Source organism: Antarctobacter heliothermus, from assembly GCF_900188425.1.
GTDB classification, from domain to species: Bacteria; Pseudomonadota; Alphaproteobacteria; order Rhodobacterales; family Rhodobacteraceae; genus Antarctobacter; species Antarctobacter heliothermus.
Window position 1 is genome coordinate 84,902 of record NZ_FZON01000001.1, and the last position, 15,827, is coordinate 100,728.

The 15,827-nt window shown below is 63.0% G+C and carries 13 protein-coding genes; 6 read left to right on the forward strand and 7 right to left on the reverse strand.

The window, feature by feature from the left end; translation table 11 throughout:
- Positions 1-110 precede the first annotated feature (110 nt).
- On the reverse strand, positions 111-3,527 hold the full coding sequence (locus CHB90_RS00430) for an indolepyruvate ferredoxin oxidoreductase family protein (RefSeq protein WP_089275845.1): 3,417 nt from the start codon (positions 3,525-3,527) through the stop codon (positions 111-113).
- A gap of 165 nt (positions 3,528-3,692) precedes the next feature.
- Between CHB90_RS00430 and CHB90_RS00435 the strand changes: the two genes are divergently transcribed.
- Positions 3,693-4,598 carry a LysR family transcriptional regulator gene (locus CHB90_RS00435; protein ID WP_089275846.1) on the forward strand — a complete coding sequence of 302 codons (906 nt, stop codon included), beginning with the start codon at positions 3,693-3,695 and terminating at the stop codon, positions 4,596-4,598.
- A 218-nt stretch (positions 4,599-4,816) separates the two neighbouring features.
- On the opposite strand, the gene CHB90_RS27290 is transcribed toward CHB90_RS00435, so the two are convergent.
- The gene (locus CHB90_RS27290; RefSeq protein ID WP_281256059.1) at positions 4,817-4,942 is read right to left on the reverse strand and encodes a hypothetical protein; all 126 of its coding nucleotides are present in this window, start codon (positions 4,940-4,942) and stop codon (positions 4,817-4,819) included.
- A 302-nt stretch (positions 4,943-5,244) separates the two neighbouring features.
- Here CHB90_RS27290 and purL point away from each other — a divergent pair, with 302 nt between their 5' ends.
- On the forward strand, positions 5,245-7,404 hold the full coding sequence (gene purL / locus CHB90_RS00440; protein WP_089275847.1) for a phosphoribosylformylglycinamidine synthase subunit PurL: 2,160 nt from the start codon (positions 5,245-5,247) through the stop codon (positions 7,402-7,404).
- 243 nt (positions 7,405-7,647) lie between these two features.
- Positions 7,648-8,334: a M48 family metalloprotease gene (locus tag CHB90_RS00445; RefSeq protein ID WP_089275848.1), complete on the forward strand. Its 687-nt coding sequence runs from the start codon at positions 7,648-7,650 to the stop codon at positions 8,332-8,334.
- Positions 8,335-8,338: 4 nt separating this feature from the next.
- Here CHB90_RS00445 and CHB90_RS00450 read toward each other — a convergent pair whose 3' ends face one another.
- Both CHB90_RS00450 and CHB90_RS00455 read right to left on the reverse strand, forming a co-directional pair.
- Positions 8,339-9,487: a hypothetical protein gene (locus CHB90_RS00450; RefSeq protein ID WP_089275849.1), complete on the reverse strand. Its 1,149-nt coding sequence runs from the start codon at positions 9,485-9,487 to the stop codon at positions 8,339-8,341.
- A gap of 4 nt (positions 9,488-9,491) precedes the next feature.
- Positions 9,492-10,271 (reverse strand): SDR family oxidoreductase, encoded by a 780-nt coding sequence (locus CHB90_RS00455; RefSeq protein ID WP_089275850.1) that lies wholly within the window; start codon positions 10,269-10,271, stop codon positions 9,492-9,494.
- A 134-nt stretch (positions 10,272-10,405) separates the two neighbouring features.
- Between CHB90_RS00455 and CHB90_RS00460 the strand changes: the two genes are divergently transcribed.
- On the forward strand, positions 10,406-11,416 hold the full coding sequence (locus CHB90_RS00460) for a Hint domain-containing protein (RefSeq protein ID WP_089276000.1): 1,011 nt from the start codon (positions 10,406-10,408) through the stop codon (positions 11,414-11,416).
- Between the two features lie 37 nt (positions 11,417-11,453).
- Here CHB90_RS00460 and CHB90_RS00465 read toward each other — a convergent pair whose 3' ends face one another.
- From CHB90_RS00465 to CHB90_RS00475, 3 genes are all read right to left on the reverse strand, one after another.
- Complete coding sequence (locus tag CHB90_RS00465) at positions 11,454-11,840, reverse strand: nuclear transport factor 2 family protein (protein ID WP_089275851.1); 387 nt, start codon at positions 11,838-11,840, stop codon at positions 11,454-11,456.
- Positions 11,841-11,924: 84 nt separating this feature from the next.
- A complete protein-coding gene (locus CHB90_RS00470; protein WP_170940947.1) occupies positions 11,925-12,848 on the reverse strand; it encodes an agmatine deiminase family protein in 924 nt (307 codons plus the stop codon).
- A 13-nt stretch (positions 12,849-12,861) separates the two neighbouring features.
- Positions 12,862-13,146 (reverse strand): hypothetical protein, encoded by a 285-nt coding sequence (locus tag CHB90_RS00475; RefSeq protein ID WP_089275853.1) that lies wholly within the window; start codon positions 13,144-13,146, stop codon positions 12,862-12,864.
- A 332-nt stretch (positions 13,147-13,478) separates the two neighbouring features.
- On the opposite strand from CHB90_RS00475, the gene CHB90_RS00480 reads away from it, so the two are divergent.
- Together CHB90_RS00480 and CHB90_RS00485 are read left to right on the forward strand one after the other, a co-directional pair.
- A complete protein-coding gene (locus CHB90_RS00480) occupies positions 13,479-15,077 on the forward strand; it encodes a peptide chain release factor 3 (RefSeq protein ID WP_089275854.1) in 1,599 nt (532 codons plus the stop codon).
- A gap of 329 nt (positions 15,078-15,406) precedes the next feature.
- Complete coding sequence (locus tag CHB90_RS00485) at positions 15,407-15,823, forward strand: hypothetical protein (RefSeq protein WP_089275855.1); 417 nt, start codon at positions 15,407-15,409, stop codon at positions 15,821-15,823.
- The last annotated feature ends 4 nt before the right edge of the window (positions 15,824-15,827 follow it).

Below are 15,827 nucleotides of genomic sequence, written 5' to 3' on the forward strand. Positions count from 1 at the left end.
CTGGATTGAATCCTTTCTGGAACTTTCGGGCATTTTACTGCGGTTCGCCCGGTCTGACCAGATTTTGTGACACCATCATGAAGCTTTCGTGACCGGGACCGCTGCGCCCCCTATTCGGCGGCCTCCTTCAGCGGCGCGCCGCCCTGACGCAGGACAGACAGCAACTCTTCGCGCCGTTTGGCGGCCTTGGTCTCATTGGCGGCCTTGACCGGCCCGAAGCCGCGAATTTGCAGCGGCAGTTCGGCCAGTGCTTGCAGCGCCTCCATCGTCTCAGGCCGTGCCTTGGGCAGCCATTCGGCCATGTCGGCCTCATACTGGGCGATCAACGCGCGCTCCATGCGGCGTTCCTCTGTCCGGCCAAACGGGTCGAACGGCGTGCCGCGCAGCCGCTTCATCCGGGCCAGCAGACGGAACCAGCGCAACATGCCTTCACCAAAGCGTTTCTTCACCGGGCGGCCATCGCTGCCGGTCTTTGACAGGATCGGGGGGGCAAGGTGAAACGACATCTCGAAATCGCCGTCAAAGGTCTTTGCCGCCTTGTCGCGAGTGTCCAGCAGCAAGCGGGCGACCTCATATTCGTCCTTGTAGGCCAACAGCTTGTGATAGCTTTTGGCAACCGCCTCTTTCAGCCCTGCGTCCGTGATCCCGTCCACCATCTTGCGATAGCGTTTGGCCAGCCCCTTGCCCTGATAGGCAATCAGGTGATCGGCGCGGAAGGCAATCCGCTCGTCCAGAGTTTTCGGCAAGGACACGACCCCGGGCGTCAGCAACGCCTGCGCGTCTGCCGGGTGTGTCACAGCCCAGCGGCCGATCTCGAACGCGCGTTTGTTGCGGTCCACCGCCGCGCCGTTCAGGTCGACGGCCTGCATGATCGCCTCATGGGACAGCGGGATCAGACCCTGCTGCCAGGCCGCGCCCAGGATCATCATGTTGGAAAAGATCGAGTCGCCCAGCGTCACCCGCGCCAGATCCGAGGCGTCAAAGAACGCCACCCGGTCCTGCAACCGCGCCTCCAGCGCGAGGCGCAACTGGTCGGTCGGCAAGGTAAATTCGGTGTTGCGGGTAAAGTCGCCGGTGATGATCTCGTGGCTGTTGACCACCCCGCCGGTGCGGCCCGTGCTGGTCAGGCCCAGCGTCTTGGACCCGGCAGAGACCACCAGATCGCCGCCGATCAGCGCGTGCGCCTCACCTGTCGCAACGCGGACGGCAGAGATATCCTCGGGCTGCTCGGCAACGCGCAGGTGGATGTGAACGGCGCCGCCTTTTTGCGCAAGGCCCGCCATTTCCATCATGCCAGCACCCTTGCCGTCGATCTGCGCCGCCTGCGCCAGCACCGCGCCAATGGTCACGACGCCGGTGCCACCGACGCCTGTGATGACAATGTTATGCGTGCCGTTAATCGTGGGCAGTTGCGGCGCGGGCAGGTCCGGCAATTCAAGCGAGGCCGTCGGCGCCTTTTTGACCTGCGCGCCTTTCAACGTCACGAACGACGGGCAGAACCCCTTGAGGCAAGAGAAATCCTTGTTGCAGGCGGATTGGTCGATGGCGCGCTTGCGCCCCAGTTCGGTCTCTTCGGGGACAATGGCGACGCAGTTCGACTGCACCCCGCAGTCACCGCAGCCCTCGCAGACGTCGGTGTTGATGAACACGCGCTGATCCGGGTCGGGGAACGTGCCCCGCTTGCGGCGGCGGCGCTTTTCAGCCGCACAGGTCTGGACGTAGATGATGGCGGACACGCCCTCGACCTTGGACATGCGTTTCTGCACCGCGTCCAGTTCAGCACGTTCAAAGGTCTCAACACCGGAGGGCAAGGCGGCCAGGTTGACGTCTTCCTTTTCGTCATAGACCACGGCCAGCGCCTCGACGCCCATGGCCTTGACCTCGGCGGCGATGCGCTGCGGGGTCAGACCGCCCTCGTTCGGTTGACCGCCGGTCATGGCCACCGCATCGTTGAACAGGATCTTGTAGGTGATGTTGGTGCCCGCGGCCAGCGCGGCACGGATCGCCTGCACACCCGAGTGATTGTAGGTGCCGTCGCCAAGGTTCTGGAACACATGGTCGCGCTTGGAAAACGGCGCCTCGCCGATCCAGTTCGCGCCCTCGGCCCCCATGTGGGTAAAGCCAGTGGTCTCCCGGTCCATCCACTGCACCATGTAGTGACAGCCGATGCCCGCGTAGGCGCGGCTGCCCTCTGGCACCTTGGTGGAGGAGTTATGCGGGCACCCGGCGCAGAAATACGGCAGGCGGGCCGCGATTTCCGGCAGGTTGTCGGCGCGGGCGGCCTCGGCGATTTGGGTCAGCCCGGCCTTGATGCGGTCGGTGCCGCGCCCTTCCTCGATCAGGATATCGCCCAGCTTTTGCGCGATCCATGTGGGCTCCAGCGCGCCGCGTGTCGGGAACAGTTCCTCGCGATGCAGACCACCTGCCCCGCCTTTGTACCAGCCGTAGACGCGGCGATGGTTGTCTTCGAAAAGCGCCTCCTTGACCTGAATCTCGATCAGCTTGCGCTTTTCCTCGACGATGACGATCAGATCCAGACCGTCGGCCCAGTCGTGAAAGCCGCGCATGTCCAGCGGAAAGGTCTGGCCGATCTTGTAGGTGGTGAGGCCCAGACGCTCTGCCTCGGCCTCATCGACGCCCAACAGCGCCAGCGCATGTTGCAGGTCGAGCCAGTTCTTGCCCGCCGCGACAAAGCCGATCTTGGCGCCGGGTTTGCCCCACATGCGCTTGTCCATCTTGTTGGCGTGGCTGAATGCCTCCGCCGCAAAGCGTTTGTAGTCGATCATCCGCGTCTCTTGCGCGTGGGGCGTATCGCCCAGCCGGATGTTCAGCCCGCCCTCGGGCATGTCGAAATCGGGTGTCACCAGTTGCACACGGTCGGGTCGGCCATCCACAACAGCCGTCGCCTCGATCGTGTCCTTCATGGTTTTCAGACCAACCCAAAGGCCGGAAAACCGCGACAACGCATAGCCGTAGATGCCGTAGTCCAGGATCTCCTGCACACCAGCCGGAGAAACAACCGGCATGTAGGCATCGACGAGCGCCCATTCGGACTGGTGCAGCACGGTCGAGGATTCGCCAGTGTGGTCATCCCCCATCGCCATCAGCACGCCGCCGTGTTTTGAGGTGCCGGCCATGTTGGCGTGGCGCATCGCGTCGCCGGACCGGTCAATCCCCGGCCCCTTGCCGTACCAAAGCCCAAAGACCCCGTCGAATTTGCCCTCACCGCGCAGTTCGGCCTGCTGGCTGCCCCAGATCGCGGTGGCGGCCAGATCCTCGTTCAGACCCTCCTGAAAGGTGACGTCAGACCCGCGCAACAGCTTTTCCGCGCGGCGCATCTGCAGATCGACCGCGCCCAGCGGTGACCCGCGATAGCCGGTGACATAGCCCGCCGTGTTCACCCCTGCGGCCCGGTCCCGCGCCTTTTGCGACAGCATAAGACGGACCAAAGCCTGAGTGCCGTTCAGGAGCACCGTCGGCTTTTCCAGATCGAAACGGTCGCTCAGGGAAATCTGATGCTGGCTCATGGCGCGCCTCCCAACGCTAAGTTAGATGCAGTTGCGTGCAAATATAGGTCACTATTGCTGACCTGAACAGACAAATCTTTGCAGAATTGACACATCCGCCCCATATGACCCTTAACAAAAAGATATTGTCGTATACTGAGTTCTCAAGGAAACGACCAAGGCACCATGGACTGGGACAAGCTAAGAATATTTCACGCGGTTGCCGATGCAGGCAGCCTGACGCACGCCGGCGACTCGCTACACCTGTCGCAGTCGGCAGTGTCGCGGCAGATTCGTGCGCTTGAGGAATCCCTCAATACCACGCTTTTCCACCGTCATGCACGCGGCCTGATTCTGACAGAACAGGGCGAACTGCTGTTCGACGCGACCACCTCGATGATCAAGCGGATCGACGCCGCGACCGCGCGCATCCGCGACAGTGAGGAAGAGGTGTTTGGTGAGCTTCGGGTGACCACCACGCACGGGTTTGGCGCGCTCTGGCTGGCCCCGCGCCTGTCAAAACTCTATGCTAAGTTCCCGGAGTTGAACATCGACCTGATGCTGGAGGAACGGGTGCTGGACCTGCCCATGCGTGAGGCCGACGTGGCGATCCGCATGAAGGAACCCAGCCAGGCAGACCTGATCCGCAAGAAGTTGATGAGCATTCGAATGCGGCTCTACGCCTCGCCTGACTACCTGAATGCCAATGGCGTGCCGCAGAAGTTGGAAGACATGCGCGGCCACAGGCTGATTTGTCAGAATCCCAATTCGGCACAGGTCTCTGCGGGCATGGCGCTGGTTCAGCACCTGCTGAGCTATGAGTTGCCGGCCACGCTGACCGTGAACAACTATTTCGGAGTGTTGCAGGCGGTGATCTCAAATCTGGGGATCGGTGTCCTGCCTGATTATATCATCGAGGACTTTCCGCACGTCAAACGTGTCCTGCCCGACGTGGAATCGGTCGAGGTTCCGGTTTTCCTTGCCTATCCCGAAGAACTCAGACAATCCAAGCGTGTAACGGCGTTCAGAGACTTCGTTCAAGAGGAAATCATGGCGCACCGGCGGCAGATCCGCGCCATGGGAGACGACTGAGCCCTCCCCCAAGCCTGTCAGACCGAACTGTGGTATGCACATCACGCATATCGGGAATGCTGCACTTGCGGCGTGAAATGGCTTGATCGAGTCGGGAATGCTGACATATTCAGCACATGGATGATGAAACGCGTATTTGCGGATCATCTTTCATACCTCCCTGTTGGACTTCGGCCGAGCTTTGAGCTCGGCCTTTTTTTTGGCCATTCGTGACGGCCTTATGCAGCCACTACATCCTGTGGCATTTTCAGCTGAATCGCCTCGATATACCCGATCCGCGCAACGATCCTCACCACACCCAGATCGGCGATCCGCGTGTCCGGCCCGGCAATTCCTAAATCCAATGGATTTTTCTTCCTGCGCACGCACCGGGCGCGTCGCCCAACAAGGTGCCACGGCCACACTCATGACGCGAACTGTGCGCCGAACAAACGACGTGACGCTGAATCCTGACCGCTGATACATGCCCAAATCCGATAGTCTGCGATGAATTATTGTGCACTTGCGGCATGACATCTAGGCAACATAGCCGACCGGACCGCGTGCGATGGACCGCCACATCAACCCCGGCGGCGCAATCCGCCCCCTTTTCCTGTACCGGCCCTTGGCGTAAAGACCCCTCGACAGAGCAGACGGGGGATTGAGGATGCAGGAACCGGCCATCACAGAGGAACTGATCAAGGCGCACGGGATCAATCCTGACGAATACGCGCAGATCCTCCGCATCCTGAACCGTGAGCCCAGCTTCACGGAACTTGGCATCTTTTCGGCCATGTGGAACGAACACTGTTCCTACAAGTCGTCAAAGCTGCATCTGCGCAAATTGCCCACTAGTGGCCCGCAGGTCATCTGCGGCCCCGGCGAAAACGCGGGCGTCGTGGATATTGGCGACGGTCAAGCCGTGGTCTTCAAGATGGAAAGTCACAACCACCCGTCCTACATCGAACCCTATCAGGGCGCGGCCACCGGCGTCGGCGGCATCCTGCGCGACGTGTTCACCATGGGCGCGCGGCCCATCGCGGCAATGAACTCATTGTCGTTCGGCGAAAAGGATCACCCCAAGACGCGTCAACTGGTACATGGCGTGGTTGAGGGTGTCGGCGGCTACGGCAACGCCTTTGGCGTGCCCACCGTCGGCGGCGAGGTGCGGTTTCACCCCGCCTATAACGGCAACTGCCTTGTGAACGCCTTTGCCGCCGGTCTGGCGGACACGGACAAGATTTTTTACTCTGCCGCCAGCGGCGTTGGCCGCCCGGTCGTTTATCTGGGGGCCAAGACAGGCCGCGACGGCGTCGGCGGCGCGACCATGGCCAGCGCCGAGTTCGATGACAGCATCGAGGAAAAGCGCCCAACCGTTCAGGTGGGCGATCCCTTCACCGAAAAGCGCCTGATGGAGGCGACGCTGGAACTGATGCAGACCGGCGCGGTGATTTCCATTCAGGACATGGGGGCCGCGGGCCTGACCTGCTCGGCTGTGGAAATGGGCGACAAAGGCGGCCTTGGCATTCGGCTGGACCTTGAAAACGTACCTCAGCGCGAAACCAACATGACCGCCTACGAGATGATGCTGTCCGAATCCCAGGAACGCATGCTCATGGTGCTGGACCCCGCCAAAGAGGCCGAGGCCAAGGCGGTGTTTGACAAATGGGATCTCGATTTCGCCATCGTTGGTGAGACCATCGCCGAAGACCGCTTTCTCATCATGCACAACGGCACCTGCGTGGCCGATCTGCCGCTGTCCACGCTGGCCTCCTCTGCCCCCGAATATGACCGCCCGTGGGAGCCGACAGCAGAGGCGGTCCCGCTGGAGGATGTGCCGCAGATTGATCCCATCGACGCACTGCGCGCGTTGGTGCAAAGCCCTAACTACTGCTCGCGCGCCTGGGTTTACGACCAATACGACAGCCAGGTCATGGCCGACACGATGCGCGTGCCCGGCTTTGGCGCCGGTGTGATCCGCGTGCATGGCACCGACAAAAAGATGGCCTTTACCAGCGACGTGACCCCCCGCTATGTGCGCGCCAACCCGGTCGAGGGCGGCAAACAGGCTGTGGCCGAGGCCTATCGCAACCTCTGCGCCGTGGGCGCGCGGCCCTTGGCCACCACCGACAACCTGAACTTTGGCAATCCCGAAAAGCCAGAGATCATGGGCCAGTTCGTGGGCGCGCTGGATGGCATCGGACAGGCCTGCATCGCGCTGGACATGCCGATCGTGTCAGGCAACGTGTCGCTGTACAATGAAACCGACGGTCAGGGCATCCTGCCGACACCAACCATCGGCGCCGTCGGCCTGATCGCGGCGGATGAGGAGCCGATCCTGGGCTATGCCCGCGACGGTCATGTGGCGCTGCTGGTCGGTCAAACAGCGGGCCATCTGGGCCAATCCGCCCTGCTGTACGAAGTGTTCAACCGCGAGGACGGCGACGCGCCCCATGTTGACCTGCCCGCCGAGAAAGCAGCAGGAGAGTTCATTCGCGCCAACCGCGACTGGATCCGCTGCTGCACCGACCTGTCCGATGGCGGGCTGGCGCTGGCGGCCTTTGAGATGGCCGCCGCCTCTGACGTCGGCGTACAGATCGACAGCGACGACTCCGCCACCCTGTTCGGTGAGGATCAGGGCCGCTACCTGATCGCCTGCAACTTTGACTCCGCCGAGGCGCTGATGATCGCCGCCGGACAGGCGGGCGTGCATCTCACCTCGGTCGGTCGTTTCACGGGCGAAAGCGTGCGCTTTGGCCGGTCCGAGGCCCCGCTCGAAGACCTCAAGACCTTGAGCAAAGACGCGCTGGCCGGGCACTTCGCCTGACCGCCGCAACAGCTTTGCTTCGGAGCCGCCGTCGTCTGAGACCAATGGGACGGGGACGGGACGTGGGGACAAGCGGAATTGCCGAGGGGCCCCGGTTTACCGGGGAGACGGTCCATTCCGCTTGGCGCCGCGGCGCGGCCCTGTCACGCAGGGATCAGATGAGAGCGGCTCCGATGCTTTGCTTTGGTGAGCCAGAGTTTTCTTCCCCTTTCCTAGACGCCCCCCGCGCCCCATATTCCAATCATGTTCAAACTCACCCCGATCCTGCTCGCCCTTCTCTACGGCCTCGTCTACTACCGCTTCTCCGCATGGCGGACAGCGAAAGAACTGGACGTCAAGTCCACCGAACTGGCTGATCCCCGTCTCAAGCGGCTGACAGACCGCATGGCCGCCGCGCTGGATCTACCGCGCATCCGGGTGAACATCTACGAAATCGACCCGATCAACGGGCTGGCCGCGCCAGACGGACGCATCTTCATCACACGCGGGTTTTACCGCAAGTATCAGCAGGGTGAGGTCTCGGCAGAGGAAATGGCCAGCGTGATCGCGCATGAACTGGGCCATGTGGCGCTGGGGCATTCCCGGCGGCGGATGATCGACTTTTCAGGCCAGAACGCGCTGCGCACCGCGCTGGCCATGGTGCTCAGCCGCTTTTTGCCCGGCGTCGGCGTCATGATCGCCAACGGGTTGGCCTCACTGCTGGCAGCACGGCTGTCGCGGTCGGATGAGTATGAGGCCGATGCCTACGCAGCGGCCCTGCTGGTCAAGGCGGGCGTCGGCGTCGGCCCGCAAAAGACGCTGTTCGGCAAGCTGGAAGAGCTGACCCAAAGCCGCTCTGGCGCTGTGCCCGCATGGTTGATGTCTCACCCCAAGACGGCGGAACGGATAAAGGCGCTGGAGGCGTTGGAGGCGCGCTGGGAGCAGGCGTGAGCGGTCACGCCTGCGCTGGCAACAGATCGAACGCGGCCTCTGCCACGTCCTGCCCGTTGACCTGAACGATCACGCCATGCTGCCCCGGGTGTAGCGTATAGGTGGTGGCGTTTCCCTTCAGGACATGGCGTTTGGTCAACCGCAGGGGCGTGCCCGGAACCACCTTGCCAGTCTTCAGCTTGAACACCTTTTCCGCTGGGCCCTTGGGCCGGAAAAACCGTAGCCGATAATCCACCAGCACCGGCAAAGCGTCATCCGCTTCCAACGCCACGACAAACTCCAACGCCTCGCCAATCCGCACCGTCGTGGGCATCGCCACTATCCGCGCGGTGACATGGCCGGGGCGATAGCCCAGCAGGTCCAGCGCCCCCGGCTCCCCCCGTTTGACCGCCGTGCGCAGCGCGTGGCGCGTCAACCAGTCCATCTCTCGTCCGTCCTGCCGGCCCTGCCCCTGCCAATCGCGCAACCGGCCCACGACCCTGTCCGGCATTACCTTGGACAGGTCATTCATGTGATTGGCCACCGACCGTGTGACATAGCGCGTCGGGTCACTGTGCAGCACATCCAGAAAGCGCAGCGGCACCGCCGGGTCCAGCGTGATGTTCGCCGCCCAAGGAAGGCGCGGGCGCGTGCCCTCACTCACCAAGCGCCGAACGTGATAGTTGTCGTCCCGCGCCCAATCGTCCAACCGCGCCAGCGTCTGACCCGGCCAGCGGTTCAGGAAGGGGCGGATGTAGAACTCCATCGAGAACCGTTTCGTGGCCTCATAAATGAGGTCCAGCGCCCGGTCCCGGTGATCCTCCAGCCCGTGTCGCACCGCCAGAATGCCCGGCACCGCATGGATGAACCGCCCGAAATCATCGTCTTTCAACGAGGGGTCCAGCGGATCGGGCAAAGCCGCCTCCAGCACCTCCGCCATCGCCGGGAACGCGCTTGGCAATTGCGCCTCAACACAGGTCGCGATCCAGTCGAGCCTCTGGAGCAACCCGCGCCCCTCCAGCCCGGCCAAGGCGTCGGCGTGAAAGCGCGCGGTATCGAACCCGGGCAGCACTGCGTAATCCTGCGCAAGATCGCGCAGGGTGTCGGCATTGAATAGCTGGTCGGCAAGGGAAAACCCCGCACCGCCGCCCTGCCCGTCCGGACCGCGCGCCATCTGCCTACATCGTCATATTGCTGGCGCCGCCATCCAGCAGGATGTTCTGGCCCACGATGAATCCCGCGTGCTGCGAGCACAGGAACGCACACATCTTGCCAAACTCCTCACGGGTGCCATAGCGTCCGGCGGGGATGGTGCTGAACCGCTCGGCGCGGGCCTCGTCCAGAGTGATGCCCTTGGCCTTGACCACCGCGCCGTCCAGCGCATTGGCGCGGTCTGTGGCATGGATGCCCGGCAGCAGGTTATTGACGATCACACCCTTGGGCGCGACCTGCCGCGAGGTGCCCGCCACATAGCCGGTCAGTCCGGTGCGGGCCGAGTTTGACAGGCCCAGCACACCCACCGGGGCCTTGACCGATACGGAAGTAATGTTGACCACCCGGCCCCATCCCTTGTCGATCATCAGCGGCATCAGGGTCGTCATCAGCGCAATCGGCGTCAGCATGTTGGCGTCCAGCGCCTTGATAAAATCCTCACGCCCCCAGTCGAACCACATCCCCGGAGGCGGGCCGCCCGCGTTGTTCACAAGGATGTCGACGTCGCCCGCCTGTTCCAGCACCTTGGCGCGGCCCTCCTCGGACACGATGTCCGCCGCCACCGTCGTGATCGAGACACCGAAGCGGTCGCGCAACTCCTGCGCGGTTTCTTCCAGTGCGTCCCTGCCGCGCGCGTTCATGACGAGGTCCACGCCCGCCTCTGCCAGCGCCTCGGCGCAGCCGCGCCCCAATCCCTTGCTTGACGCGCAGACCAGCGCCCGCTTGCCGCGAATACCCAGATCCATGTTCTGCTCCCTTTTGGTATTGTTAACCCAATGCCGACAAAACGTCGGAGATACGACTATTTGAAGTCACATTATGCTGGCATACAATGGCCAACTCTGGCTATCCAGACACCCATCCCGATTGCGAAAGCTTCATGCCCCAGTCAGACACCGCCCGCGCCACGCAAAGCCTGCAAGTCTATCGCGCTGACATGCTGCGGGTGGTGAACGGGGCCAACATGGGCGATGCCATTGGATTCGCGGATGAACTTGTCCATGACGATGTCTACCGCCTGTCGCCGCTGGCCGTGTTGAAACCGCTGGGCGTGGTCACCGGGGCCACGCCGCCGTTCCGCGTCGCACAGGGCAGCGTGTTGGGCGCGGCCGGGTCCGATCTGCATCTGGATTGCTGCCTGACCTTCATGTCCGGCGACGGCCAGACGACAGAGGCACTGGTGCTGGTCGAGGTTGACGCCGATGGCAACGCGGCAGAGGTGTATCTGCTGCCGCTGGCCCCGATGACGTCCCGCGCGGATTACGTTCTGGTCGGCGTGGATGTCGAGGCTGCATTGCCCCGATACGCGCAGGTCGCCTGTGTGTCCTTTACCGCCGGGACGATGATAACGCTGGCCGATGGCGCGCAGCGTGCGGTCGAGGAACTGTCCGTCGGCGACCGCATCCTGACCCGCGACGACGGCCCCCAGCCGATCCGCTGGCTGGGCCATCAAACGGTGCGCGCAGTCGGGGCTTTTGCGCCCATCTGCATCCGTGAGGGCGTGTTGAACAACACCCGTGACCTGCTGGTCTCCCCCGATCACCGGCTGTTCATCTACCAGCGCCGCGACCATCTGGGCGCGGGCCGGTCTGAATTGCTGGTGCGCGCGCGCCATCTGGTGAACGGCGACACCGTGGCCCGGCGCAAGGGGGGGTTCGTGGACTACTACCAGATGCTGTTCGACACCCACCAGATCATCTACGCCGAGGGCATTGCCGCCGAATCCATGCTGGTCGATACCCGCACCCGCGCTGCCCTGCCCAAAGATCTGGAACTGTCCGATCTGCTGCCCGGCCACCGCCGCAGCGATCCCCGCGCGCTGGAGGTCGAGGAGCACCTGCTGGCGCGCCCCGACGCGGCAGACGTCCTGCGCAAAAGCTCGGGCGGCTGAACAGACCACGCCGTCCAGCCAGACCCGACAGGCCGGATCACATGTTGTAATAAAACGCCTCACGCACAATTTTGCCGCCACCGACCGTGTAGATGGCAACCTCGTGCATATCGCTGACCTCGCCGCTTTCGCGATGCTTGGCCTTCATCTCGAAGATCACGGCAAAGCTGCTGTCGCCATGCAGGAACGGTCCGCTGACCGTACTCTCAAGCACCTCGAAATTGGACGACCACCAGGCGTGTTTGCCTTTGATCCCGTCGATGCCGTGGGTTTCGGGACTGTCCATCCCCGGCATGGCCATCGCCTCGACCGAGACGGCGTCGGCGGCATACAGCTTGTCAAGGATTTCCAGCTCGTGCCCTTCGCGGCACCCGGCGACAAGTGCGTCGGCGATTTCTTTCAATGTGACTTCGATAAATGTCATGACAGCCCCCAAAACAGCCCAATATGTTCACGGTACGTTCACTCTCTCATGATTTTGTGAGTCTGGCAAGATTGGGGGCCCGTCTCAGGCAGGCGCGGCAAAAATCGTTGCGGTCAGACAATGCAGCGCACCACCCAGTCCCTCTGTCATCGCCGGAATCGGCACCGGATTGAATCCCGCCTCGCGCAGGGCCTGTTCGCGCGCGGCGGCCAGCGGGTCGGGTTGATCGAAAACCGGCAGCAAAAGGCAGCGGCCCAGCTGAATCCAGTTCATCGGGCTGTTGAAGACATCCGCCGCCGCGCAGGGCAAGGGCAGGATGTCGATTTCGGGGCAAAGCTCGGTCAGGCGGGCGCGCATCTCCGTGCTGACCTCCCGCGCCTCGGGCGTATCGTCCCGTTTGCAGATGGCACAAAGACGCGGCCCCAGAAAGCGCAGCATGCAATCCGCATGGGCGCTGATATCATCGGGAAACGGCGTCAGGAATTGCCAGTGGTCCAGTCCCAGTTGCCGCCCGGTTTCCATCAGCGGCGCGGCTTCGGTCAGGGCGTTTTCCAGCAGCACATCGGTGGTGGAAAACCCCAGACCGCCCGGCCCACCGACAAGGTTGCCGCCAGCGACATGATGGTCGGTCACATCCTTGGCACCGGGCAGGATCGTCTCGAAAAGCGCCAGATCGTGCTTGCGCGTCCCCTCGGGGCGGGTGGGCCGGACAAGGTGCATCCGGTCCCCCTGCGCCACCGAAATGGGCGCATGGTCACGCAGCCAGGGGCTGTCAAAGGCCCCCGCGACAATGCCGAAATGTCCGGGATGGCAAGTGGTGTCTACAAAGGCCCGCGCGCCCGCCGGGTCAGGCGTGATCAGGATCACGCCGCAATGGCGGGCCGCCGCGCGCGCAACGCTCTCCAGCGTATCGCGCACGTCAAAGCCCCAGAACGGCACGCATAGCGCATCCGGCACCGCGTAATCCGGCACCAGCCTGCGTGCCGCCCCCTGCCCGCTGCGCGACACGCGCCCGCCGAGTTCAGTCGCGCGACCGGGTCCGGTTGATGCGGATGCCGCTGGGCGTCCTGATCTGGCCACCGTCAATGCGCGCCCCGGTGATCAGACCCTTGCGGTCGCCAACCCGGCCCGGCACGCGGATCTTGTCGCTGCGATCTATGCGGATCTGCATGCGCCCCTGCGTTCGGCCGGGTATACGGTCGGGCAGTTTGTCCTGCGCCACGGCGGGCAGCGCGCTGAGAGGCACCGAAACAAAGACGCAAAGCGCACGGTTCAACCTCGAAGTGATGCGTGAACTGTCGGACATTAAAAGACCTCCTCTTGAAATGGTAAGGGCAGAATACCCCCGGGCGGTCAATTGGCCAAGTCAGGCCTGCCATACCGCCCAATTCGGCGGAGAAACACCACCCTGACCCACAGCACCGCGACACGGACAGCTATAGCGACCCGCAACAGACCGGCGGAGCAAATCCGTGCTGCCGCCTGTACACGCCATCGACTGGAAACGCGCGCCTTGCGCTTCTTCTTGGTCCATAAACTCCCCTTTTCCCGCCCCTTCCGACCACACACCCCATCCATGACATCCGCACCGGGCCTGCATGGATTGTGCATCGCCCCGATCCGCTGTAATTCGCGCTTATGTTGGACAACCGCCCCCCCCTGCCACCCGAGATCGCCCGCCGCCGGACCTTTGCGATCATTTCGCACCCGGACGCCGGCAAGACGACCTTGACCGAAAAATTCCTGTTGTTTGGCGGCGCCATTCAGATGGCTGGACAGGTGCGCGCCAAGGGAGAGGCGCGGCGCACACGGTCGGATTTCATGCAGATGGAAAAGGACCGGGGCATCTCTGTCTCGGCCTCGGCCATGTCGTTCGATTTTGGAAAGTTCCGGTTCAATCTGGTCGACACGCCCGGCCACTCGGATTTCTCCGAAGACACCTACCGGACGCTGACCGCCGTGGACGCCGCCGTGATGGTGATCGACGGCGCGAAAGGCGTGGAAAGCCAGACCCGCAAGCTGTTCGAGGTGTGCCGCCTGCGCGACCTGCCGATCCTGACATTTTGCAACAAGATGGACCGCGAGGCGCGCGACACCTTCGACATCATTGACGAGATCCAGGAAAACCTGGCCATCGACGTGACGCCCGCGTCCTGGCCCATCGGCATGGGCCGCGATTTTCTGGGCTGTTACGACATGCTCAACGACCGGCTGGAACTGATGGACCGTGCCGACCGCAACAAGGTGGCCGAAACCATCACGCTGGAGGGGCTGGACGATCCCCGAATGGCGGATCACATTCCCCCCGCCCTGCTGGAACAGTTGCGCGAAGAGGTCGAGATGGCGCGCGAACTGCTGCCAACGCTCAACCCGCAATCCGTGCTGGAGGGGCACATGACGCCGATCTGGTTCGGCTCTGCGATCAACTCTTTCGGCGTCAAGGAACTGATGGACGGCATTGGCACCTACGGCCCCGAACCGCAGGTGCAAAAGGCCAGCCCGCGCGCGATTGCGCCAGAGGAAACAAAGGTCGCCGGTTTCGTGTTCAAGGTGCAGGCCAACATGGACCCCAAGCACCGCGACCGCGTCGCCTTTGTCCGCATGGCCTCGGGACATTTCACCCGCGGGATGAAGCTGACCCATGTGCGGACCAAGAAACCCATGGCGATCTCCAACCCAGTGCTGTTCCTTGCCTCGGACCGCGAACTGGCCGAAGAAGCCTGGGCGGGCGACATCATCGGCATTCCCAACCACGGACAGTTGCGCATCGGCGACACGCTGACAGAGGGTGAGATGCTCAAGGTCGCGGGCATCCCGTCCTTTGCGCCGGAACTGTTGCAAACGGTGCGCGCGGGCGACCCGATGAAGGCCAAGCACCTTGAAAAGGCGCTGATGCAATTCGCCGAAGAGGGTGCCGCCAAGGTGTTCAAACCGATGATCGGCTCCGGCTTTATCGTCGGCGTCGTGGGGGCCTTGCAGTTCGAGGTGCTGGGCAGCCGGATCGAGCTGGAATACGGCCTGCCGGTGCGTTTTGACGTGTCGCAGTTCACCTCTGCCCGCTGGGTGCATGGGGCCAAGGACGCGGTGGAAAAGTTCATCAACGCCAACAAGCAGCACATCAGCTACGACCACGACGGCGACGTGGTCTATCTGACGCGACTGCAATGGGACATCGACCGGATCGAACGCGACTACCCGGATGTGACCCTGTCCGCGACCAAGGAAATGATGGTGTAACTTTCGCGTCCCATCGCGAAAGTTACGGTGGGCAAGGTGTCTTTCCGAAGGAAAGGCAACCGCCCACACCCCTCCACTCTGGACGCCACCCTCTCCCGCGTCCCATCGCGAAAGTGACAGGGGGCAAGGTGTCTTTCCGAAGGAAAGGCAACCGCCCACCCCTCTCCACTCCAGACACCCACCCCCTCCCGGGTCCCATCGCGAAAGTGACAGCCGCCCTTGTCCGACACCCAAAGGTCACCGGGCAGAAACGCGCCGGTTCGCGTCGTTGCACTGGCGCTACGGACCACTGCGCTCTACCTTGCCGCAACCATCCAGTCGGAGGTCTTATGCGCACCCTGCCCCTGCTTGCCCTTCTTGTCACCGCCTCACCCGCCCTCGCCAATCCCTGGGATCTGATCGAGGCGATCGAATACAAGGAGACCGAGACTGAAACCTCGTGGTCGGTGGCCAAGACGATCCCTGCGGATCTGCGTGCCATGGCCGAGGGGTTTGAGATCACCGGCTATTACGTCCCGGTAGAGGCACAGGCCTATGTCTCCAGCTTTCTGCTGGTCCCCGACCCCGCCGATTGCCCGTTTTGCGGCGAGAACGGCTATGGCCCCTCCCTTGAGGTCAAAATGAAACGCGCCGTGCCTGACATGCCCGAGGCGACAAAGATCACCCTGCGCGGCACGCTGCACATTGATGACAGCCCGGAAACCTATCGCGCGGTCTATGTGACAGAGGGCGTGTTGATCGACTGACAGC

Bases quoted from the DNA above. Each gene is read 5' to 3' on its own strand.
- CHB90_RS00430 (WP_089275845.1), bottom strand. From the start codon at position 3,527: ATGAGCCAGCATCAGATTTCCCTGAGCGACCGTTTCGATCTGGAAAAG.
- CHB90_RS00435 (WP_089275846.1), top strand. From the start codon at position 3,693: ATGGACTGGGACAAGCTAAGAATATTTCACGCGGTTGCCGATGCAGGC.
- purL (WP_089275847.1), top strand. From the start codon at position 5,245: ATGCAGGAACCGGCCATCACAGAGGAACTGATCAAGGCGCACGGGATC.
- CHB90_RS00445 (WP_089275848.1), top strand. From the start codon at position 7,648: ATGTTCAAACTCACCCCGATCCTGCTCGCCCTTCTCTACGGCCTCGTC.
- CHB90_RS00450 (WP_089275849.1), bottom strand. From the start codon at position 9,487: ATGGCGCGCGGTCCGGACGGGCAGGGCGGCGGTGCGGGGTTTTCCCTT.
- CHB90_RS00455 (WP_089275850.1), bottom strand. From the start codon at position 10,271: ATGGATCTGGGTATTCGCGGCAAGCGGGCGCTGGTCTGCGCGTCAAGC.
- CHB90_RS00460 (WP_089276000.1), top strand. From the start codon at position 10,406: ATGCCCCAGTCAGACACCGCCCGCGCCACGCAAAGCCTGCAAGTCTAT.
- CHB90_RS00465 (WP_089275851.1), bottom strand. From the start codon at position 11,840: ATGACATTTATCGAAGTCACATTGAAAGAAATCGCCGACGCACTTGTC.
- CHB90_RS00475 (WP_089275853.1), bottom strand. From the start codon at position 13,146: ATGTCCGACAGTTCACGCATCACTTCGAGGTTGAACCGTGCGCTTTGC.
- CHB90_RS00480 (WP_089275854.1), top strand. From the start codon at position 13,479: ATGTTGGACAACCGCCCCCCCCTGCCACCCGAGATCGCCCGCCGCCGG.
- CHB90_RS00485 (WP_089275855.1), top strand. From the start codon at position 15,407: ATGCGCACCCTGCCCCTGCTTGCCCTTCTTGTCACCGCCTCACCCGCC.